Source organism: Pseudomonas sp. NPDC077649 (genome assembly GCF_044542855.1).
Taxonomy (GTDB): domain Bacteria; phylum Pseudomonadota; class Gammaproteobacteria; order Pseudomonadales; family Pseudomonadaceae; genus Aquipseudomonas.
Map to the genome: position 1 here is coordinate 634,327 of NZ_JBITVF010000003.1, position 20,392 is coordinate 654,718.

At 66.0% G+C, this 20,392-nt stretch carries 19 protein-coding genes; 8 read left to right on the top strand and 11 right to left on the bottom strand.

Translation table 11 applies throughout. The features are described from left to right. Window positions 1-168: 168 nt before the first annotated feature. Window positions 169-867, top strand: coding sequence for a pirin family protein (locus ACIGFL_RS13385; protein WP_397497491.1), 699 nt, complete (start codon window positions 169-171; stop codon window positions 865-867). 122 nt (window positions 868-989) lie between these two features. Here the strand turns inward: ACIGFL_RS13385 and ACIGFL_RS13390 are convergent, their stop codons facing one another. The 3 genes from ACIGFL_RS13390 to ACIGFL_RS13400 all read right to left on the bottom strand — a co-directional run bounded on the left by ACIGFL_RS13390 (window position 990) and on the right by ACIGFL_RS13400 (window position 5,904). Continuing rightward, on the bottom strand, window positions 990-2,597 hold the full coding sequence (locus tag ACIGFL_RS13390; protein ID WP_397497492.1) for an FGGY-family carbohydrate kinase: 1,608 nt from the start codon (window positions 2,595-2,597) through the stop codon (window positions 990-992). A 125-nt stretch (window positions 2,598-2,722) separates the two neighbouring features. Then, the gene (locus ACIGFL_RS13395) at window positions 2,723-4,306 is read right to left on the bottom strand and encodes a glycerol-3-phosphate dehydrogenase/oxidase (protein WP_397497493.1); all 1,584 of its coding nucleotides are present in this window, start codon (window positions 4,304-4,306) and stop codon (window positions 2,723-2,725) included. Between the two features lie 2 nt (window positions 4,307-4,308). After that, on the bottom strand, window positions 4,309-5,904 hold the full coding sequence (locus ACIGFL_RS13400; protein ID WP_397497494.1) for an FAD-binding oxidoreductase: 1,596 nt from the start codon (window positions 5,902-5,904) through the stop codon (window positions 4,309-4,311). 138 nt (window positions 5,905-6,042) lie between these two features. On the opposite strand from ACIGFL_RS13400, the gene ACIGFL_RS13405 reads away from it, so the two are divergent. Then, window positions 6,043-7,077 (top strand): AraC family transcriptional regulator, encoded by a 1,035-nt coding sequence (locus ACIGFL_RS13405; protein WP_397497495.1) that lies wholly within the window; start codon window positions 6,043-6,045, stop codon window positions 7,075-7,077. 69 nt (window positions 7,078-7,146) lie between these two features. Here the strand turns inward: ACIGFL_RS13405 and ACIGFL_RS13410 are convergent, their stop codons facing one another. The 4 genes from ACIGFL_RS13410 to ttcA all read right to left on the bottom strand — a co-directional run bounded on the left by ACIGFL_RS13410 (window position 7,147) and on the right by ttcA (window position 10,515). Next, on the bottom strand, window positions 7,147-7,818 hold the full coding sequence (locus ACIGFL_RS13410) for a DNA-3-methyladenine glycosylase I (RefSeq protein WP_397497496.1): 672 nt from the start codon (window positions 7,816-7,818) through the stop codon (window positions 7,147-7,149). Between the two features lie 136 nt (window positions 7,819-7,954). Beyond that, entirely contained in the window at window positions 7,955-9,034 is a 1,080-nt protein-coding gene (locus ACIGFL_RS13415; RefSeq protein WP_397497497.1) for a 3-deoxy-7-phosphoheptulonate synthase, read from the bottom strand. Window positions 9,035-9,295: 261 nt separating this feature from the next. Next, the gene (locus ACIGFL_RS13420) at window positions 9,296-9,424 is read right to left on the bottom strand and encodes a hypothetical protein (protein ID WP_397497498.1); all 129 of its coding nucleotides are present in this window, start codon (window positions 9,422-9,424) and stop codon (window positions 9,296-9,298) included. A 266-nt stretch (window positions 9,425-9,690) separates the two neighbouring features. Beyond that, on the bottom strand, window positions 9,691-10,515 hold the full coding sequence (ttcA, locus tag ACIGFL_RS13425; protein WP_024308826.1) for a tRNA 2-thiocytidine(32) synthetase TtcA: 825 nt from the start codon (window positions 10,513-10,515) through the stop codon (window positions 9,691-9,693). A 99-nt stretch (window positions 10,516-10,614) separates the two neighbouring features. On the opposite strand from ttcA, the gene ACIGFL_RS13430 reads away from it, so the two are divergent. The 3 genes from ACIGFL_RS13430 (at window position 10,615) to ACIGFL_RS13440 (ending at window position 12,559) form a co-directional block, all read left to right on the top strand. Next, entirely contained in the window at window positions 10,615-11,211 is a 597-nt protein-coding gene (locus ACIGFL_RS13430) for a DNA-J related domain-containing protein (protein ID WP_021444085.1), read from the top strand. A 166-nt stretch (window positions 11,212-11,377) separates the two neighbouring features. Continuing rightward, the gene (locus ACIGFL_RS13435; RefSeq protein WP_021444086.1) at window positions 11,378-11,977 is read left to right on the top strand and encodes a Yip1 family protein; all 600 of its coding nucleotides are present in this window, start codon (window positions 11,378-11,380) and stop codon (window positions 11,975-11,977) included. 87 nt (window positions 11,978-12,064) lie between these two features. Beyond that, entirely contained in the window at window positions 12,065-12,559 is a 495-nt protein-coding gene (locus ACIGFL_RS13440; RefSeq protein WP_021444087.1) for a SprT family zinc-dependent metalloprotease, read from the top strand. 192 nt (window positions 12,560-12,751) lie between these two features. Here ACIGFL_RS13440 and ACIGFL_RS13445 read toward each other — a convergent pair whose 3' ends face one another. From ACIGFL_RS13445 to ACIGFL_RS13460, 4 genes are all read right to left on the bottom strand, one after another. Continuing rightward, window positions 12,752-13,264, bottom strand: coding sequence for an O-acetyl-ADP-ribose deacetylase (locus ACIGFL_RS13445; RefSeq protein WP_397497499.1), 513 nt, complete (start codon window positions 13,262-13,264; stop codon window positions 12,752-12,754). Window positions 13,265-13,299: 35 nt separating this feature from the next. Then, window positions 13,300-14,481, bottom strand: a complete 1,182-nt coding sequence (locus ACIGFL_RS13450) for a CaiB/BaiF CoA transferase family protein (protein WP_397497500.1) — start codon at window positions 14,479-14,481, stop codon at window positions 13,300-13,302. Window positions 14,482-14,649: 168 nt separating this feature from the next. Continuing rightward, window positions 14,650-16,290 carry an AMP-binding protein gene (locus tag ACIGFL_RS13455; RefSeq protein WP_397497501.1) on the bottom strand — a complete coding sequence of 547 codons (1,641 nt, stop codon included), beginning with the start codon at window positions 16,288-16,290 and terminating at the stop codon, window positions 14,650-14,652. A gap of 97 nt (window positions 16,291-16,387) precedes the next feature. Continuing rightward, window positions 16,388-17,527, bottom strand: a complete 1,140-nt coding sequence (locus ACIGFL_RS13460) for an acyl-CoA dehydrogenase family protein (protein ID WP_122107278.1) — start codon at window positions 17,525-17,527, stop codon at window positions 16,388-16,390. Between the two features lie 162 nt (window positions 17,528-17,689). Between ACIGFL_RS13460 and ACIGFL_RS13465 the strand changes: the two genes are divergently transcribed. From ACIGFL_RS13465 to ACIGFL_RS13475, 3 genes are all read left to right on the top strand, one after another. After that, window positions 17,690-18,688, top strand: coding sequence for an AraC family transcriptional regulator (locus tag ACIGFL_RS13465; RefSeq protein ID WP_397497502.1), 999 nt, complete (start codon window positions 17,690-17,692; stop codon window positions 18,686-18,688). A 253-nt stretch (window positions 18,689-18,941) separates the two neighbouring features. After that, complete coding sequence (locus ACIGFL_RS13470) at window positions 18,942-19,700, top strand: hypothetical protein (RefSeq protein ID WP_397497503.1); 759 nt, start codon at window positions 18,942-18,944, stop codon at window positions 19,698-19,700. A gap of 95 nt (window positions 19,701-19,795) precedes the next feature. After that, a complete protein-coding gene (locus ACIGFL_RS13475; RefSeq protein WP_397497504.1) occupies window positions 19,796-20,293 on the top strand; it encodes a hypothetical protein in 498 nt (165 codons plus the stop codon). The last annotated feature ends 99 nt before the right edge of the window (window positions 20,294-20,392 follow it).

Consider the following 20,392-nt stretch of genomic DNA (forward strand, 5'->3'; position numbering starts at 1 on the left):
CCTTGAAAGGGATCGGCAACAGCCTACTGGCTGCTTACCCGACAAACACATCTAATAAATAGATATTTATACCGCAGTATTTGCGCTTTTAAATCGATCAATTCAAATAGATCATGCCGCCATCGACGTTGCACGGGACTAGGCCCGGGCACTACCGGAGGATTTGCCATGATCGAAGTACGCCCCTTTGCACAGCTCGGCGCCGCCCAGCACGGCTGGCTGAATGCCCGTCACCACTTCTCCTTCGCCGAGTACCACGACCCCGCACGGATGAACTGGGGCCGCCTGCGGGTGTGGAACGACGACGAGATCGCCCCGCAGTCGGGCTTCCCGCCGCACCCGCACCGCGACATGGAGATCATCACCTACGTGCGCCAGGGTGCGATCACCCATCAGGACAACCTGGGCAACCAGGGCCGTACCGAGGCCGGCGACGTGCAGGTGATGAGCGCCGGCACCGGCATCGCCCACAGCGAGTACAACCTGGAGGACGAGACCACCAAGATCTTCCAGATCTGGATCCAGCCGAACCAGGCCGGGCTGCCGCCGTTCTGGGGGGCCAAGCCGTTCCCCAAAGGCGACCGCTCCGGAGCCTTCGTCACCCTGGCCAGCGGCTACGAGGAAGATGCCGACGCCCTGCGCATCCGTACCGATGCGCGCCTGGTGGCGGCCACGATCAAGGCCGGAGAAAGCGCCGAGTACAGCCTGCAGCCGGGTCGCAAGGCCTATCTGGTGGGCGCCAGCGGCGCCTTCAGGGTCAACGGCGTGGCGGCCCAGGCACGTGACGGCGTGGCCATCGCCGATGAAACGCTGATCCGCGTCGAGGCCCAGGAAGACAGCGAGATCGTGCTGGTGGATGTCGCCTGATGCCAAACCAATCGCCCTCCGCTTAGGAGGGCGACTTGTTTCTGTGGGAGGGGCTTTAGCCGCGACCTGGGTATTGCTCGGTCGCGGCTAAAGCCCCTCCCACAATGTTCATCAACTTCAGCCTACGCCGGATAGCCGGTGATCTTGCGAATGCGTTGGTACAACGGTTTGAGCTGACGATACATGCGCTGGTAGACCTGCCCGTAGAGCTGATCGTAGGTGTGCTGCGCGGCCGGGTTGGGCTGGAATACCTGGCCGACGCGGGTCATGGCGGCGATGGCGCTCGGGTAATCCGGGTGCAGGCCCAGGCCCACTGCGCAATTGATCGCCGCGCCCAGGCCGCTGGTTTCGTACAGGTGCGGGCGCTCGGCCGGCAGGCCGAAGATATCGGCGGTCAGCTGCATGGCCGCATCGCTCTGCGAACCGCCGCCGGACACGCGCAGGCGCTCGATGCGGGTGCCGGCGCGTTTCTCGATGCGCTCCTTGCCCTGGCGCAGGGCGTAGGCCAATCCTTCCAGAATCGCCCGGTACAGGTGCGCGCGGGTGTGCACGTCGCCAAAGCCGATGATCGAGCCCTTGGCTTCCAGGCCCGGCTCGCGGATGCCCGGCGTCCAGTAGGGCTGCAGCATCAGGCCCATGGAGCCGGGCGGCACGGCGTTGACCAGCTCGTCGAACAGCGCCTCGGGCGGCACGCCGAGGGCCTCGGCACGCTGCATCTCGCGCAGGCCGAACTCGCGCTTGAACCAGCTGACCATCCAGAAGCCGCGGTAGATCATCACCTCGGTGTTGAAGTGATCCGGCAGCGCCGCCGGGTACGGCGGGATCAGCGGGATGGTTTCCAGGTAACGGCGGCGCGTGGTGTTGATGGTCGCAGTGGTGCCGTAGGACAGGCAGGCGGTGCCGGCGTCCAGCGCGCCGGATCCCAGCACTTCGCAGGCCTTGTCGGCGCCGGCGGCGATCAGCGGCAGGCCCTCGGGAATGCCGGTATGGCGGCTGGCGGAGGCGCTGATACTGCCCAGGCGCTCGCCCGGTTTGACCAGGTCCGGCAGTTGCTCGCGGCGCACGGCCAGCGCCTGCCATTTCCAGTCGCCCGGCGCGGCCCAGCGCAGGCGCTTGTAGTCGAACGGCAGGTAGGCCACGCAGCTGCTGGTGGAATCGACGAAGCGACCACACAGGCGCTGGGTGAGAAACCCGGACAGCAGCAGTACCTTGTGCGTGCGATCCGCAATGTCCGGCTGATGCTGGGCCACCCAATTGACCTCGGCCTGGGCGCGGAAGTGATCCACCGCCTCCTCGGCCAGCGCCAGCTTGAACAGCCAGCCCCAGGCCCCCTTGATCCGCCCCTGCACCTCGGCGCGGCGCTGGTCGAGCCAGAGCATCGCCGGGCGCAGCGGCGCGCCCTGCTCATCGACATGGATGATGCTGCCACGCTGGGTGGTCACCGCTACGCCCTTGATCAGGCGACGGTCGATATCCACCTGCTGCCACAGCAGGCGGCAGGCCTCGCCGAGGCTGGCCCAGTAGTATTCCGGGTCCTGCTCGGCCCAGCCGGGCTGGCTGGAGAAGTAGGGATCGAGCTCCACCTTGCCCTTGGCCAGCAGGTTGCCCTGGGTATCGAACAGCAGCGCACGCACGCTCTGGGTGCCGTTGTCGATGCTCAGCAGGTAGCTTGGTTCGCTCAAGGTGTAGTCCTTCTTGTTATTCGGTGAACTCACTCTCCCCTCTCCCATTCATGGGAGAGGGGCCGGGGGAGAGGGTGTTTTGTCTTACGCCTGGCAGCCTTCGGATGAACGCTTACCCTCTCCCCAACCCTCTCCCGCAAGCGGGAGAGGGGGCCAATCGGAGCAGGCGCACACTAGTCATCCCCCTGCGGCAGGCTATAGCAGCGCCGCCACAGCGCCAGGTAATCCGTTTCTTCCTGGTGCCAGCGCGCATCGCTCCAGCCCAGGCGCGGCTGGCACAGCGTGCGGATACGCGGCAGTTCGGCGCGCCCACCGCCCGCCAGCAGCAGGCCCAGGCGGGTGCGGCGCAGCAACAGGTCGTCCAGGTGCAGCACCAGCTCGCCCTCGGCGGCCCAGGCCAGTTCGGCCCAGAGGGTGTCGGTGGCGCCGACGCGGTCGCCGCCGATCTCGTCGATCAGACGCAACACCTCGCCCAGCTGGCGACCATGGCGACCGACCAGGCGGCGCTGCTGCGCCGGGCTCAGGCCGGGCATGGGCGGGATCGCCAGCGGACGAAACACCGCCGTGCCGCGATCCTCCACCGGCTTGCCGACGTAGGTCGCGCAGGCACGCAGCACCTCCAGTGCCAGCAGGCGGAAGGTGGTCAGCTTGCCGCCGGCCAGGGTCACGCTGCCCGGCTCGATCCACAGCGCATGCTCGCGCTTCTCGTCCGAGGGCTTGAGCCCCACGCTGCCATCGCCCACCACCGGGCGCACGCCGGCCCAGGTCGACAGCACATCGCCGCGCGTCACCTCGGCGGTCGGGAACTGCTGGGCGCAGGCGGCCAGCAGGTAGTCGACCTCCTCCATGCTGATGGCCGCCTCGGCATCCAGATCGCCGGCATGATCCAGATCGGTGGTGCCGATCACCGTCGCGCCCTCCCAGGGGAAGACGAACACCGGCCGGCCGTCGGCCGCATGCATAAAGCTGAAGGCATGTGCCACCGGCAGGCGCCAGCCCGGCAGCAGCAGATGGCTGCCGCGCAGCGGACGAATGCGGCCATTGCCCGGCTGGCGCAGGCGATCGGCCCAGGCACCGGTGGCCTGGGCCACGGCGCGGCTGCGCAGGCGGTAGCGGTTGCCCGTCTCGATATCTTCGGCCAGCACGCCGACTACCTGGCCCGCCTCGCGCAGCAGCTCGATTACGCGCATGCCGTTGAGTGCCTCGCCGCCTTCGCCACGCGCCTCGCCCAGCACACGCTGCACCAGGCGCGCGTCGTCGGTCACCGCATCGAAGAAGCGCGTGCCACCGAGCAGGCCGTCCTCGCGGATGCCCGGCGCCAGGTAGCGCAGCTGCTGCAGTGGGTAGAACAGATGATTGCGCTTGCCGGCCAGGGCGTCGTACAGGCTGAGCAGGCCACCGAAGGCCTTGGGCCCGGGGAAGCCGCCGCGGTAGTGCGGCATGACGAAGCTCAGCGGCTCGACCAGCCCCGGCGCCTCGCCGAGCAGGCGTTGGCGTTCGCGCACCGAGTCGCGGGTCAGCCCCAGCTGGCCCTTGGCGACGTAGCGCAGGCCGCCATGGACCATCTTCGACGAGCGGCTGGAGGTGCCCCAGGCGAAGTCGCGCTGCTCCAGCAACAGGCAGCGCCAGCCGCGCCGCGCCGCCTCACGGAGGATGCCGGCGCCGCAGATGCCGCCGCCGATCACCAGCAGATCCCAGTCGCGCGCGGCCAGTTCGGGCAGGGCGCGCTCGCGCCAGGCGGCGTTCCACTGCTGCATGTTCAATCCTGCAGCAGCACGCCGGGAGCCAGACGCTGCTCCGGGTCGAAATGCGTGGCCAGGCTGCGCAGCGTGGCCATGCCCAGCTCGCCCTTCTCCGCCGCCAGGTAAGGCGCGTGGTCGCGGCCGACGCCATGCTGATGGCTGATGGTGCCGCGGTTCGCGGCGATGGTGCGGCTGGCCGCCGCCTTCAGGCGCTGCCAGCGCGCCATGGCCGCGGCGTAATCGGCGCCGGGGCGGAACACGTAGCTGGTGTAGATGCTCGATCCTTCGCCGTAGACGTGCGACAGGTGGGTGAACACGTGCACCCGCTCGCCCTCGCCGGCCAGTTCGTCGCGCAGGCTGGCTTCCACCTGGTTCAGCAGCTTGTCGACGTTCGACCAGTCGGTGGCGGTTTCCAGGGTGTCCACCAGGTAGCCACGCTCCCACAGGCCGTGGCGCAGATAGGGGAAGCGGAAGCGGTTGTGCTCCCATTTCTTGCCCAGCAGGGTGCCGGTGAACACCCCGCCGAAGCCTTTCAGCAGGCGCCGCGCCTGCTTCAGCGAGGCGGCGTTCTGCAGGCGGTTGCCGGTGAGACCGAAGGTCAGCATGCATTTGCCGTCGCGCGCACCGCGCAGCGCCAGGTACTTTTCCAGCCAGGCGATCTGCCGCGGGTGGCCGGCCAGGGCCAGCTGGGTGCGGGTTTCTATGGCATTGGACAGGCGCAGCATGGACAGCGGCACGCGCGCCTGGGCCAGATTGCGGATGGCGCTCAGCGCCTGCTGCCAGCTGGGCAGGAACACGGCGTAGAAGCGCTCCTGCTCGGCCAGGCGGCTGATGCGCACGCGCACCTCGGAGATCACCCCGAAGCGCCCTTCCGAACCCAGTACCAGCTCGCGCAGATCCGGGCCCGCCGCCGACGCCGGGAAGGTGGGAATCTCCAATGTGCCGGCGAAGGTCTCCAGCTTGCCGCCGGCGAACAGCTGCTCGATACGCCCGTAGCGCAGCGACTGCTGACCGCTGGAGCGGCTGGCCACCCAGCCGCCGAGGGTCGACAGCTCCCAGGACTGCGGAAAGTGGCCCAGGGTGTAGCCGCGCGCGCGCAGCTGGCTCTCCACCTGCGGGCCGTTGGCGCCGGGGCCGAAGGTGGCGATCAGGCTGTCCTCGTCGATCTCCAGCAGGCGCGTCATGCGCTCCAGCGACAGGGTCAGCACCGGCCGCCCACCGGCCTGCGGGTTGATATGCCCGGCCACCGAGGTGCCGCCGCCGTAGGGGATCAGGGTGACGTCGTGCTGCTGCGCCCAGGCCAGCAGCTCGCGGATCTGCGCGGCGCTTTCCGGGCAGGCGACGCCGTCGGGAAACTGACCGAACTCGCCGGAGCGCATCGCCAGCCAATCCGGCAGGCTCTGGCCGCGGGCATGGCGCACGCGCACCTCGGCATCCTGGCTGACCAGCGGGTGCGGGGCCAGGCGCGAGGCCGGCACGCGGGCCAGCACCTCCTGCAGGCTGGCGTCGGCCAGACGCTGGCCGGGGCCGATCAGCTCGGCGAGAAAGGCCTCGCCATGGGCCGGCAGTTCCACCTCGGTGGCTTCGTCACCCCAACCGTTCCAACGTCGCATCGCATCCCCCATTCCGATCGGCACTTATGGCTGCCTATACTAGCCAGCCGCCGCCGGCCGTCACTGTCGGATCGGGCCAGGGCCTGTCGCCAATCAAGCCAGGCGCCGCGCCCGCTTCCCCCAGAACAAGAAGAAACCATGGAAAACCTCGGCTACACCTCGGTTCCCGCCCTGCTCAAGTACCTGCGCCAGGCCGAACAGCTCGGCCTGGATGTCGACCGTGCCCTGGCGGCCGCCGGCATCGAGGCGCAGGAGCTGGCCGACAACGGCAAACGCATCCCCAGCGAAGTGCACGAGCGCCTGCTGGCGCACCTGCTGGAGGTGTCCGGCGACCCGCTGTTCGGCCTGCACTCCGCGCGTTTCGTGCAGCCCGGTTCGTGGAGCGTGCTCGGCTATATCGCCATGAATTGCGCCACCCTGGGTGAGGCCATGGGCCGCATCGTGCCGTACGAGAAACTGGTCGGCGACATGGGCACCAGCCGTCTCGAAGCCGCCGAGGATCACGTGCGGCTGATCTGGAGCTGCCGCCACCAGGCGCCGCAGGTGCGCCGGCATATGGTGGAGAACGTGCTCGCCTCCTGGCTGCTGTACGCGCGCTGGATCGCCGACTCCGAGCATTCGCCGCGCGAGGTGTGGTTCGAACATGCGCAGCCGGCCGCCACCGAGCTCGGCGAGTACCAGAGCCTGTTCGGCTGCCCGGTATTGTTCGAACAACCCTGCAACGCCCTGCTGGTGCCGTTGGACTACCTGGCCGTGCCGCTGCGCCAGGCCGATGCCAACCTGCTGCGCACCCTGGAGGAACACGCCCTGGCGCTGATGGCCGGGCTGGACGACGACGAGCCGCTGCCGCGGCGGGTGAAGAACGCCCTGCGCCTGCTGCTCAAGGACGGCCTGCCGCGCAAGGAACGGGTGGCGGAGAGGTTCGACATGACCGTGCGCACCCTGCAGCGTCACCTGCAGCAGGCCGGCACCAGCTACCAGCAGATCCTCGACGAGCTGCGCCAGGAGCTGGCCGAGCACTACCTGCTGCGCAGCGACCTGGCGATCCAGGATATCGCCTGCTACCTGGGCTTCACCGAATCACGCTCGTTCCACCGCAGCTTCAAGGGCTGGACCGGGCAGACGCCGGGGGAGTTTCGCGAGGCCAGGCGCAAGGACGGCGGTGTGCTCTGAGCGCACATCCCATGGGAGGGGTTTTAGCCGCGCCAGGTAGTCGCCGCTAAAGCCCCTCCCGCAGGTGCCTCAATGATTGACCGTATGCGCCAGCATCACCGACAGCTGGCACAGCGGCCGGCCGCTCTCGGCGTGCCACTGGTTGAAGGCGGCCTGCACCGCGGCCAGCTCCTTCTGGCTGGTCGGTGCCTTGTCGACAATGCCCTGGGCCTTGAGCGCCGCGACCATGTCGTCGCTGGGGATGAAGGTATCCTTGCCGACCATGCGCAGAAAGCGCGGCGCCGACATGCCGCCGAGCTGGCTGCCGTGCTTCGCCAGATATTTCCACAGGCCGACGATATCGGTCACCGGCCAGTCGGCGATCAGGGCGCCGAAACTGCCTTTCTCGCGGCGCACGTCGAGGATGAACTGGGCATTGCGCGGCACGCTTTTCAGCTTGCCCAGGTGACGGATCAGCCGCGTATCCTGCATCAGGTTCTCCAGGCGTTCGCCGCCCATCAGCACCACCTTCTCCGGATCGAAGCCGAAGAACACCTCCTCGAACGCCGGCCACTTGGCGTCCACCAGGCTGTGCTTGAGGCCGGCGCGGAAGATGCGCAGGCTGATCAACGACAGGTAGCGGTCATCGCTCAGCGCGCGCAGCTCGGCGTCGCTGCGCGGCTGCGGCAGCAGCGCTTCCAGCGCCCGGGCCGAGCCGAAGCGGTTGAGGCAGTATTCGTGCAGCCATTTGTAGTCACGCATGGAGGGGTCGCGCCGTCAGTGGAACAAGCTGCAAAGGGTGCCCGCACAGCCCCCGGTGCGGCAAGTGCCATGTCTGCCGTAGCAGCGCGCTGGCGGGCGATCCAGCGCTCCCGCCGCATCGCCCGCCAGCAGCTGCCTACGCCGAGAGCGCCGCGCCCCGCAGCCGCTCGGCCGCCTGGCGCAAGGCGCTTTCGGTGCCGCTCCAGCCCAGGCAGCCGTCGGTGATCGACACGCCGTAGCGCAGCTCGCCGCTCAGCGCCTGACAGCCGTCTTCCAGGTGGCTCTCCAGCATCACCCCGCGCAGGCTGGCGTCGCCGGCCAGGCGCTGGTCGATCACGCTGGCCAGCACGGCCGGCTGGCGCAGCGGGTCCTTGCCGCTGTTGGCGTGGCTGCAGTCGACCATGATCCGCGGGGCGATACCCTGGCGCTGCAGCGCCTCGCGTGCCGCCGCCACGCTGGCGGCGTCGTAATTGGGCGCGCCGTGGCCGCCGCGCAACACCAGGTGGGTATCCGGGTTGCCGGCGGTGTGCAGCAGCGCCGGGTGACCGAGCTCGTCGATGCCGAAATGCTGGTGCGGGTGCGCCGCCGAGCGCATGGCGTCGCAGGCGATGGCGAGGCTGCCGTCGGTGCCGTTCTTGAAGCCCACCGGCAGATCCAGGCCGCTGACCATCTCGCGGTGTACCTGCGATTCGCTGGTGCGCGCACCGATGGCCGCCCAGCCGAGCAGGTCGTCGAAGTAGCCGGCCGCCAGTGGCTGCAGCAGCTCGCTGGCCAGCGGCAGGCCGCGGGCGAGGATATCCAGCATCAACTGGCGCGACAGGCGCAGGCCTTCGGCCATATCGCCGCTGCCGTCCAGCTGCGGGTCGTACAGCAGGCCCTTCCAGCCCACGGTGGTGCGCGGTTTTTCCACGTAGGCGCGCATCACCAGCAGCAGCTGGTCGTCCACCTGCGGCGCCAGTGCGGCCAGGCGCTCGGCATATTCGAGCGCAGAAGTGCGGTCATGCAGGGAACAGGGGCCGACCACCACCAGTAGGCGCGAATCGCGGCCATCGAGCACGGAGCGGATGGCGGCGCGGTCGGCGGCGATACGTTCGGCGAGGGCATTGGCCAGCGGCAGGCGCTGGCGCAGCACGGCGGGGCTGGGCAGCGGCTGGGCGCTGCGGCGGGCGATGGGGGTGACGCTGGAAACGAGTTGAGCGGAGACGGATGCATTCATGATCTGGCGGTTCCTTGGCCGGCGCGGTCGATGCCGCGGCGGCGCTAACTGAGTGTTCGTTGCAGGGGTGTCAGGGCGGCGGTGACGCTGCTAAATCGCCAGTCGTAGCGGTAGTTGCGGTAATAACGGTTCATCTGTGCATCCTCTAAGCGCTTGGCCGTTTTCGGCCGAAAAAACAAAACCCCCGGTCGGGTTGCCGACCGGGGGTTTGTGAAAACGTCTCTGGTGGCGACCCTGTTGTCTCAGGCCGCCTGTGGGGTATCAGGCGCGCCTGCGGCTAAACCAATACCCAAAGTAATACGCGGCAGCGACCACCGCCTGCGCACGGGCCAGCGCGGCGCGCGCGGCACCGGTGTGGAGCGAGGACAGGAGGTTGAGGCTGGACGACATGATGTTCTCCGAAGCGATGGCCGAACCTTACTCCAGGCCTTCGCGGCCTGGCAAGCGAGGCGTGGAGAAACAATGTCGCGGCTAAAGCCCCTCCCACAGGTCTGACCTACGCTGGGGCATCGGCGGGCAATCCGGGGCAGCGCCGTAGGGTGGATGTCGCTTTTTACATCCACCAGTTCCACCGGCCCGTACACGGTGGATCGATGAAGCGTGATCCACCCTACGCCAGACCACTCAATCTGTGGGAGGGCTTTGGCAGCGGAGCCTTACAGGCTCATCACATCGAGAAAACGCGGCGTGGCGCTGTCGTCGATCTTCAGGCTCTTGAAGTCGAACAGGTTGCGGTCGGCCAGTTGCGAGGGGTGCACGTTCTGCAGCGCGCGGAACATGATCTCGACCCGCCCCGGGCTCTTGCGCTCCCACTCCTGCAGCATCTCCTTGACCACCTGACGCTGCAGGTTCTCCTGCGAGCCGCAGAGGTTGCAGGGGATGATGGGGAACTGCTTAAGCTGGCTGTAGGCCTCGATATCGGCCTCGGCGCAGTAGGCCAGCGGGCGGATCACCACGTTGCGGCCGTCGTCGGAGAGCAGCTTGGGCGGCATGGCCTTGAGCGTGCCGCCGTAGAACATGTTGAGGAAGAAGGTTTCCAGGATATCGTCGCGGTGGTGCCCCAGCGCCATCTTGGTCGCGCCGATCTCGTCGGCGTAGGTGTACAGGGTGCCGCGGCGCAGGCGCGAGCACAGCGAGCAGGTGGTCTTGCCCTCGGGAATCTTCTCCTTGACCACCGAGTAGGTGTCCTTCTCGATGATGTGGTACTGCACACCGATGGATTCGAGGTAAGCCGGCAGCACGTGCTCGGGAAAGCCCGGCTGCTTCTGGTCCATGTTCACCGCGACGATCTCGAACTTGATCGGCGCCACCTTCTGCAGGTACAGCAGCACGTCGAGCATGGTGTAGCTGTCCTTGCCGCCGGACAGGCAGACCATCACCTTGTCGCCATCCTCGATCATGTTGAAGTCGGTGATGGCTTCGCCGGCCAGGCGGCGAATGCGCTTCTGCAGTTTGTTCTGGTTGACCGAAAGGGTGCCCATGGTGCGTCGGAATCCGGGGGTAGGAACGAAAGCGCGACATTTTACGCACAATGGCCCGCTCGCCCTACCCCACCGACGGCGAAATGCTAGGCTCGGCCGATGAACGACGACCTCGACCCCGCCCTGGACCTGGCCGACCAGGTGCTCGAACTGCTGCTCGCCGCGCCCGACGGGCTGGCCGAGTACCAGCTGATCCAGCAGCTCAAGCAGCGCCACAGCGGGCATATCCCCAACCTGCCGCTGACCGACAAGCTGGTGCTGTTTCGCACCCATTTCCTCCTGTTCAACGCCCTGTATCGCCTGCGCGAGCGGCTTTGGCAGGAGGGCCGCCACCAGCTGCAGATCGCCCCGCTGTGCATCCGCCTGCTGCCCTACCAGGCCGGCAGCGCGGCGCTCAGCGAGCGCGACGGGCTGCGCGACTACTACCTGGACATGAGCAACCTGCGCGATACCGACGAGCGCGATGTCGAGCGCCTGCTGGCCAGTTTCTGGACCCGCATGCAGGGCGGCGAGGAGAAACAGGCGGCGCTGGCGCTGTTCGAACTGGACGGCCCCGGCGCGGTCCTCGACCTGGCCAGCATCAAGCGGCGCTACCGCCAGCTGGTCAGCCAGCACCACCCGGATCGCGGCGGCAGCACCGAGCGGCTGCAGTCGATCAACAAGGCCATGGAAATTCTAGAGCGCTATTACAACTGACCGGCAGAGAGCAATTCGCTCTAAAGCCAGGCACCACGCGCCCTCCAGCCCCTGCCTATACTGCGACATACGGTCGCATAGGTTCGGCCTGGCACCCGGTGGCGCTGTACACGCGCGCCGGGCGTCCGCTGGGGGGCGATCGTCATAAAAAGAGGAGGTGTCTGGCATGATCCACCACGTTTGGGGGCTCTTCACCCATCCCGACCAAGAATGGCAAGAAATCCGTGGCGAGGAAGAAACCATCAGCCACATGTACCTGACTCATGTCCTGCTGCTCGCCGCCATCCCGGCGGTCTCGGCTTACATCGGCACCACCCAGGTGGGCTGGTCGATCGGCGACCGAGCGCCGGTGATGCTCACCGAGGGCAGCGCCCTGAGCATGACCATCATGTCCTACCTGGCGATGCTCGCCGGCGTCGCGGTGATGGGCGCCTTCATCCACTGGATGGCGCGCACCTACGACGCCAACCCGACCATGACCCAGTGCGTGGTGTTCGCGGCCTACACCGCCACCCCGCTGTTCATCGGCGGCCTGGCGGCGCTCTACCCGCACCTGTGGCTGGCGATGGTGGTCGGCACGGTGGCCATCTGTTACACGGTGTACCTGCTCTACGTCGGCATCCCGACCTTCATGAACATCCCCGAGGACGAGGGGTTCATGTTCTCCAGCTCGGTGCTGGCGGTAGGCCTGGTGGTGCTGGTGGCGATGATCGCCACCTCGGTGATCCTCTGGGGCCTGGGCGTCGGCCCGGTCTACACCAGCTGAGGGCAAGGGCGACTCGGCGAAACCACCTGCGGGTGGTTTCGTCGTTTATGGGCTGCCGCCAGGGCCATGATTGGGCATAATCGGCGCATGCCCGAACAGCTCCATGCCCGCGTCGAGGCCTGCTATCAGCTGGCCGAAACCTTCTTCAAGCAACGCTTCGCTCGCCCCGAGATCAGCTTCAAGCTGCGCGGGCAGAAGGCCGGCGTCGCCCATCTGACGGAAAACAAGCTGCGCTTCAACCTGCAGTTGTATCGCGACAACCGCGAGGACTTCCTGCAGCAGACCGTGGCCCACGAGGTGGCGCACCTGATCGCCCACCAGCTGTTCGGCCCGCGTATCCAGCCCCACGGCGAGGAATGGCAACTGATCATGCGCGGGGTCTACGAACTGCCGCCGCACCGCTGCCACAGCTACGACGTGCAGCGGCGCAAGGTCAGCCGCTTTATCTACCGCTGCAGCTGCCCCGACGGCGAATTCCCCTTCTCCGCCCAGCGCCATGCCCTGGTGGCCAAGGGCCGGCGCTACTACTGCCGACGCTGCAAGGTGACCCTGCAGTTCACCGGCCAGCAGCGGGTGGAATAGCCTGCGGCCAGGCCCCGGCAGCGCCCACAGGCACGTCCTACGTCAGGAACGTCCTGAATAAGCCATTTATCGCCACCCCCCCGCGAAGGGGCCCGGGGACGACGCAGCTTCTGGATTATTCCCCTGCGGGCCAGCGCAAGCGCTGTTCAGCGATAAAGCTGCTGTCCCGCCTGCGCGGGAACGACGGCTATCTCAGAGTTGCCTTAGTAAATCCCGATACCGCGCCAGATCGGCGGCGGAAAAACAGCAGAACAGCACGCGCTCGATCCTCGGCAGGTGGGCGACTTCCTCGCGTACCGTCGCCACCGCGATGCCGGCCGCCTGCTCGGCGGGATAACCGTAGATGCCGGTGCTGATCGAGGGAAAGGCGATGCTGCGCAGCTCGTGCTCGGCGGCCAGGCGCAGTGCGCTGCGATAGCAGCTGGCCAACAGCTGCGCCTCGCCACGCTCGCCGCCGTGCCAGACCGGCCCCACCGTATGGATCACGCAGCGCGCCGGCAACGCGAAGCCGGGCGTCAGCCGCGCCTCGCCGGTGGGACAACCGCCCAGCGGCCGACAGGCCTCCAGCAGCCGCGGCCCGGCGGCGCGGTGAATGGCGCCGTCCACCCCGCCGCCGCCGAGCAGCGAGCTGTTGGCGGCGTTGACTATGGCGTCGACCTCCAGGCCGGTGATATCGGCCTGGACGGCTTCGAGCATGGCGATCATGGCCGGGCCCTCCCGCTTCAGCATAGCCCCGTCAATCAGCCCAGCGCCTTGACCGCCCGCAGCGCGGCGATCTGCTCGGCGCTATAGCCCAGTTCGGCCAGGACTTCCTCGGTATGCGCGCCGACCGCCGCGCCGATATGCCGCGGCGCCGGCAAACCGCCCGAGAACTTCAGCGGGCAGGCCAGTTGCCGCTGCGCCGGCAGCCCATCGCGCGGCACCTCGGTGACCAGCCCGCGCGCCTTGATCTGCGGATGTTCCACCGCTTCGGACAGCGGCAGCATGGGCTCGACGCAGGCGTCCAGGGCGGCGAAGCGCTGGCACCACTCGGCGAAGTCGCGGCGCTCGAACTCGATCTCGATCTCGCGCTTGAGCGCGCGCTGATCCTCGGGCTTCGGCGACAACCCGCGCGCCGCCAGCTCCGGCCGACCGATGGCCTGGCAGAACTGCTGCATGAACAGCGGCTCCAGGCTGCCCACCGAGAACCAGCGGCCGTCGCGGGTGCGGTAGTAGTCGTAGAAGCTGCCGCCGTTGAGCGCCTGGTTCTCCATCTCCGGCTCCACCCCGGCGCCGAGGTAGCCGGCGCCGGCCATGGCGTGCAGGCTGAAGGCGCAGTCGGTCATGCTCACGTCCACCTGCTGGCCCAGGCCTGTGACCTGGCGCTGCACCACCGCGGCGAGCAGGCCGATCACCCCGTGCAGCGAGCCGCCGGCGATATCCGCCAGTTGCACCCCCAGCGGCAGCGGGCCGCTGTCGCGGCGACCGGTATAGCTGGCGAGGCCGGCCAGCGCCAGGTAGTTGATGTCGTGCCCGGCGCGGTCCTTGTACGGCCCGCTCTGGCCGTAGCCGGTGATCGACACGTAGATCAGCCGCGGGTTGATCGCCTTCAGCGCCTCGTAGCCGACGCCCAGCTTGTCCATCACCCCGGGGCGGAACTGCTCCAGCACGATGTCGTACTCGCCCACCAGCTTCTTCACCACCTCCAGCGCCTCGGGGCGCTTGAGGTCGAGGGCGATGGCGCGCTTGTTGCGGTTCAGGTAGGCGTGGCTGGTGGAGGTGCCGCCGTCGTGCGGCGGCAGCACGCGCACCAGGTCCATGCGCGTGGGCGACTCGACCCGCAGCACCTCGGCGCCCAGGTCGGCCAGCAGCAGCGAGGCGAAGGGCCCCGGCAACAGGGTGGAGAAGTCGAGGATTTTCAGTGAAGACAGTGGGCCGGACATGGCGACTCCCGATCAGATGATGTGGTGTCGGGCGAGAGGCCCCAGCCCCTCGCCCCAGCCCTCCCCCCAGAGGGGCGAGGGGTAGAACGGTGCAACCCCGGCCGGCGTGGCCAGCTTGGCCCGGAGGCCATCCGGGATTGCGCTAGCGGATTGCCTGCGGGCCAGGGATCAGGGCTCCCAGACGATGGCCTCGCTCGCCGACAGGCCGGCCAGCGCCCCGGCGTAGCGCGCCTCCAGCACGTTGCGGCGGATCTTCATGGTCGGCGTCATGCAGCCGTTGTCCACCGTCCAGGCCTCGCGCACCAGGATGAAATGACTGATGCGCTCGTGCGGCGCCAGGCGCTCGTTGAGTGCCTGCAGATGCGCCTGCAGCGCCTGGCCGACCACCTCCTGCGGCTGCTGGCGGGCCGCCGGCGACAGCTCGATCAGCGCCAGCGGCTGGTCCAGGTTGCTGCCCATCAGGCACACCTGCTCGACCCAGTGGCTCTTGGCGATCTCGCCTTCGATGGGCGCCGGCGCCACGTACTTGCCCTTGCTGGTCTTGAAGATGTCCTTGACCCGCCCGGTGATGCGCAGGTAGCCCGCCTCGTCCAGCTGGCCGCGGTCGCCGGTGTGCAGCCAGCCATCCTTGAGCGTCTCGGCGGTCTTCTCCGGCTCGCGGTAATAGCCCTGCATCAGGGTCTCGCTGCGCAACAGGATCTCGCCGCTGGCGTCGATGCGCAATTGCAGGTGCGGCATGGGCCGGCCCACCGTGCCGAAGCGCACCTGCCCCGGCCGGTTGAAGCAGCCGTAGGCGAAGTGCTCGGTCATGCCGTAGCCCTCGCAAATGGTCATGCCCAGGCGCCGGTACCAGTCCAGCAGCCCGGTGGAAATCGCCGCCGCGCCAGACACCAGGATGCGCGCACGATCCAGCCCCAGCCCCGCGCGCACCTTGCGCGCCACCAGGCGGCCGAGCAGCGGGATGCGCAGCAGCCGTTCGAGCTTGTGCGCCGGCAGCTGCTCCAGCACGCCCTGCTGAAAACGCGTCCACAGCCTGGGCACCGAGAAGAACACGGTTGGCCGCACCCGCCGCAGGTCGCTGGCGAAGGTCTCCAGCGACTCGACGAAGGCCACCGGCGCGCCGCAATAGAGGCTGTTGAACTCCACCAGAAAGCGCTCGGCGGCGTGCGACAGCGGCAGGTAGGAGAAGAACTGATCCTGCGGCGTCATGCCCATCTCCGCCGTGGCATGCGCCGCGGAAAAGGCCATGGCATGGGCCGAGAGCATCACCCCCTTGGGCTGCCCGGTGGTGCCCGAGGTATAGAGGATCGACAGCAGCTCGTCGCCGCGCTGCTGGCGGCTACCCGCCAGGGGCTCGTGGGCGGCCAGCAGCTCGTGCCAGCGGTGCTCGGCCGGCATGCTCGGATAGGGCATGGCGATGCGCGTGATATGCGGGCCGATGCCGGCGGCCAGCTTGTCCGGCTCGTCCAGCTTGCCCACCAGGATCAGCTTGCAGCCGGCGTGCTGCAGCACATAGGCGATCTGCTCGGGCGCCTGCAGCGGATAGAGCGGCACGCTGACCAGCCCGGCGTGCTGGATCGCCAGGTCGCTGATAAACCATTCGGCGCAGTTCTTCGCCAGCAGCGCGACCCGCTCGCCGGGCAAGCAGCCCAGCGCCAGCAGCGCGCTGGCCAGGCGGCGCGCCTGCTCGTCGACCTGACGCCAGGTGAAATCGTGCCAGACGCCGGCCACCGGCTGGCGCAGCCAGACCGCGTCGGGTTGCCGATCCAGCCAGTGGTTGAAGCGTTGCAGCGGCAGTTGCAGGGTCATGGCGTGCTCTTCTTGTTACTGATCGCCAGCAATCTGGCTCCTGCAGGGCCTGGCGAGTCCCTGGTGACGCTGGGCAAACTGCGCGTTGCCCTACGAACTACAGCTTCATCCCGCGGCTGATGATCTCCTTCATGATCTCCGAGGTGCCGGCGAAGATGCGCTGGATGCGCGCGTTCGCGTACATCTTGCAGATCGGGTATTCCCACATGTAGCCCCAGCCGCCGTGCAGCTGCACGCCCTCGTCGACCACCTTGCACAGCAGCTCGGTGGTGAACAGTTTGGCCTCTGCGGCGACTTCTGCACTGAGCTTCTTCTGGTTGTGATCCATCACGCAGCGGTCGGTGAACACCTGGGCCACGTCGATCTGGGTGCGCATCTCGGCCAGCTTGAAGCGAGTGTTCTGGAAATGCGCCACCGGGCGGCCGAAGGCCTGGCGCTCCTTGACGTAGTCGATGGTGGTCTGCAGCGCCGCCTCGGCGCCGGCCACCGCGCCGCAGGCGTTGGTCAGGCGCTCCTGGGCGAGCATGTTCATCAGGTAGAAGAAGCCGCCCTTGGCATCGCCCAAGAGGTTCTCCTTGGGCACCTTGACGTCGTTGAAGAACAGCTCGGCGGTGTCCTGGCTGTGCATGCCGAGCTTCTTCAGCTTCTTGCCGCGCTCGAAACCTTGCATGCCGCGCTCCACCAGAAACAGGCCCATGGCGTGCTTGTTGGCCGGGTCGGTCTTGGCCGCGACTATCACCAGGTCGGCCAGGTAGCCGTTGGAGATGAACACCTTGGAGCCGTTGAGCAGCCAGTGGTCGCCCTTGTCCAGCGCGGTGGTGCGCATGCCGGCCAGGTCGGAGCCGGCGGCCGGCTCGGTCATGGCCACGGCGAGGATGGTCTCGCCGCGGACGATGCCTGGCAGCCAGCGCGCCTTCTGCTCCGCGCTGCCGTACTCGGCGATATAGGGGCCGCACAGCGCCGAGTGCAGCGGGATCATGAAGCCCGGCTCGTTGATCCGCGCCAGCTCCTCGCACATGATCTGCTCGTAGCGGAAATCCTTGAGCCCGGCGCCGCCGTACTCCTCGTCCGCCCAGGGCAGCAGAAAGCCCATCTCGCCGGCCTTGGCCCACACGCTGCGGTCGACCACCCCGGCGGCCTCCCACTCCTCCTGATGCGGCACCACCTCCTTATCGAGAAATGCCGCGAAGGCGTCGCGGAACAGATTGTGCTCGGTGTCGAAATGGTTGCGCTGCATGGGGCGGTTCCTCCGCTGATTGTGCTGCCAGCGAGGTTAGGCGCCGCCCCCGTCCCCCTCAATGACCCATGCGCTCAGCCTCGATTGACCCAATCGCTCGGCTGGCTTGCCCTGCACCACAGCCGCTGCCTACCATCGGCACCCCGATCACGGAAGCCCGACATGCGCGAACGCACCATCGCCAGCCATTTCGTCCGCGCCGCCCTGCGCGGCGCGCAGCGTCGGGGCCTGGCCTGCGAGCCGCTGCTGCGCCAGGCCGGCATCCAGCCGGCGGTGCTCATCGAGCCGCGCGCGCGCATCGCCCCCGAGCAGTTCGCCCGGCTGATGCAGCTGCTGTGGGAAGCGCTGGACGACGAGTACCTGGGCTTCGGCCGCCAACCGAGCAAACGCGGCACCTTCGCCATGATGGGCCACGCCATCATCCACTGCCGCACGCTGGAAAAAGCGCTGAGCCGCGGCGCGCTGTTCTACGGCCTGTTCCCCGATGCGCCGAGCATCCGCCTGCAGCGCGAAGGCGACTGGGCGCGGCTGAGTGTGGACGACAGCAGCCTGTGGGACCCCGACCACTTCCTGGTGGAAAGCCTGCTGGTCATCTGGCACCGCCTCGGCAGCTGGCTGATCGGCCAGCGCATCCGCCTGGAGGAAGCCACCTTCGCCTACCCCCAGCCGGAGCACGCCGCCGAGTACGAACTGCTGTTCCCCTGCACCCGGCGCTTCTGCGCAGGCACCACCAGCCTGCTGTTCCACGCCCGCTACCTGGCCATGCCGCTGCTGCAGGACGAACGCACGCTCAAGCAGTTCCTCGAACACTCCCCCGCCGACCTGCTGGCCCGCCCCGACGGCGGCGACAGCCTGACCAGCCAGATCCGCCGCCTGCTCGGCCGCGACTGCCAGCAATGGCCGGACCTGGAACGGGTCGCCCAGCAGCTGCATATCAGCCCGCAGACCCTGCGCCGCCACCTGCGCGAGGAAGGCACCAGCTTCCAGGAACTCAAGGATCACCTGCGCCGCGACCTCGCCATCTACCACCTCGGCCGCGACGAGCTGACCATCCAGGACATCGCCGAACAGCTCGGCTTCTCCGAACCCTCGGCCTTCCACCGCGCGTTCAAGAAATGGACCGGGCTGACGCCGGGGGCCTATCGCGCGCAGGAGGGGTAAGACGCGCTGGCGCTGTGCATGGACAGAACCGGCAGTCATGCACTAGCTTCTGGCTCAAGCCTGCTGGCATTACGCCAGAGGCGACCAGCTTGCCGTTATCCCTGTCGCGTTGCTCCCTGAGTGCTGTCGCGTTTGCCGCGAGCATCTTTAGGCCAGACAAGGACTTACAGGACGACAAGGAAGGTTATGCGACAGCTGTCGTGGGTAAACGCGACGGCTATGTCGTCTAATTAATAGTTAGAGGTAAATCAACATGTTCGGCTTAGGCGGGAGAAAAAAGTACAACGGCATTGTTGATACGAAGCTCAATAATGAATATCAAATAGAAACACGCAACAATAAAAACTTCCCAGGGATGCTGGCTTATCTTGAGCTAATTGATAACGCTTGGAACTCAAAAATGTCTGCAGACGAAGGCGCACTTTACATTGCAACCCTTTATTACTGCGGAATTCTTAAGCACGGACTCCGAGACACAGCCAACCAACTGTACTCCAGAATACAATCAATTTCACGCTTTGGAATTAACAGCGGCACAATATCTCAAGAAAGATGGATGAAATTTTCCGCAGCAATTGCCAAAGCAAAAATTGAAGCCGCCGTTTCTCCACCCGCAATTAAAGAGACTGAAGCCTCACCAGAAATAAACATAGAATACGCAGCAGCACAGCTTAAAAAAGAATTCGACATTTCTCTTGATGCCATTCCAGACCGTACGCCTGTCGACGAACTTTTCGGAGACATGAGCCGCCAAGCAATTCTTAGCCAGAGCGCACAAGTTGCTCTGCTTTATCGGCTTGTTGCAATGAATTACCTTGCTGCATGTAAACTCATGCGTGACGATGGGCATAAAATAACAGCAGGACAACTAACTTGGCTGAACGACCTTCTAGACCGCTCGATTGACTGGTCTGAAAAATCATCTGACCACATCAAATTTGAACAGATCACTAGCCAGCTAAACGATAACATCGTTAGTTTTCTGGAGTCCTTCGGAATATACCGAGGGTAATACCTCTAACAACTGGTTCAAACCGTTCGCTTCGCTCACTGGGACGGGCTAAAGCCCGCCCCTTAACCAAACGTTATGCACAGCTGGAGTAAATCATGGATCAACTCGAAATCCGCGAAGGTGCACGTAGGCAACATCGAGGTCTTGCCATGTTTTGCGTTCTTTATTGCTGGCATCACAACAAAAAGGCCGTATTCGTAAGAAAAGAGCTTCTATTACACTATCTCGGCCTTGAAAGAATGAAAGGCACTCGTTACGAGTGGATTACTGAAGATGTGGCAGCATATTTCCCATACATATTCAAACGAACCACCAATAATAAAGAGCTAATTGTTTTCTCAAAAATCCCAGAAAATGAATTATTAGAAAACAAAAATGAAGCAATCAGATTCTCACCTAAAATTCTCGGGCTATCTAGCTACAGCCTTATATCTCTCGATGAACACGGCGAAAAGGCGTACAAATTAATTGATGACTCAATGCCATTCTTGGCCGAAATAAAAAATCTTCATGAGTTTGCTATAACCAATGCTTTGTCTCTTTTATCTAGCGGCATAATTTCACCAAACAAAGCACTTGAGAGCGATGCATAACAATTGGTATATGGACTCTCCCCACAAGCAGTGAGTAAAGCTTTGCTTTTGCACCTGTCGTCAGCGCGGTTGCATTCGTATATCCGGCCTTGAGTCGGG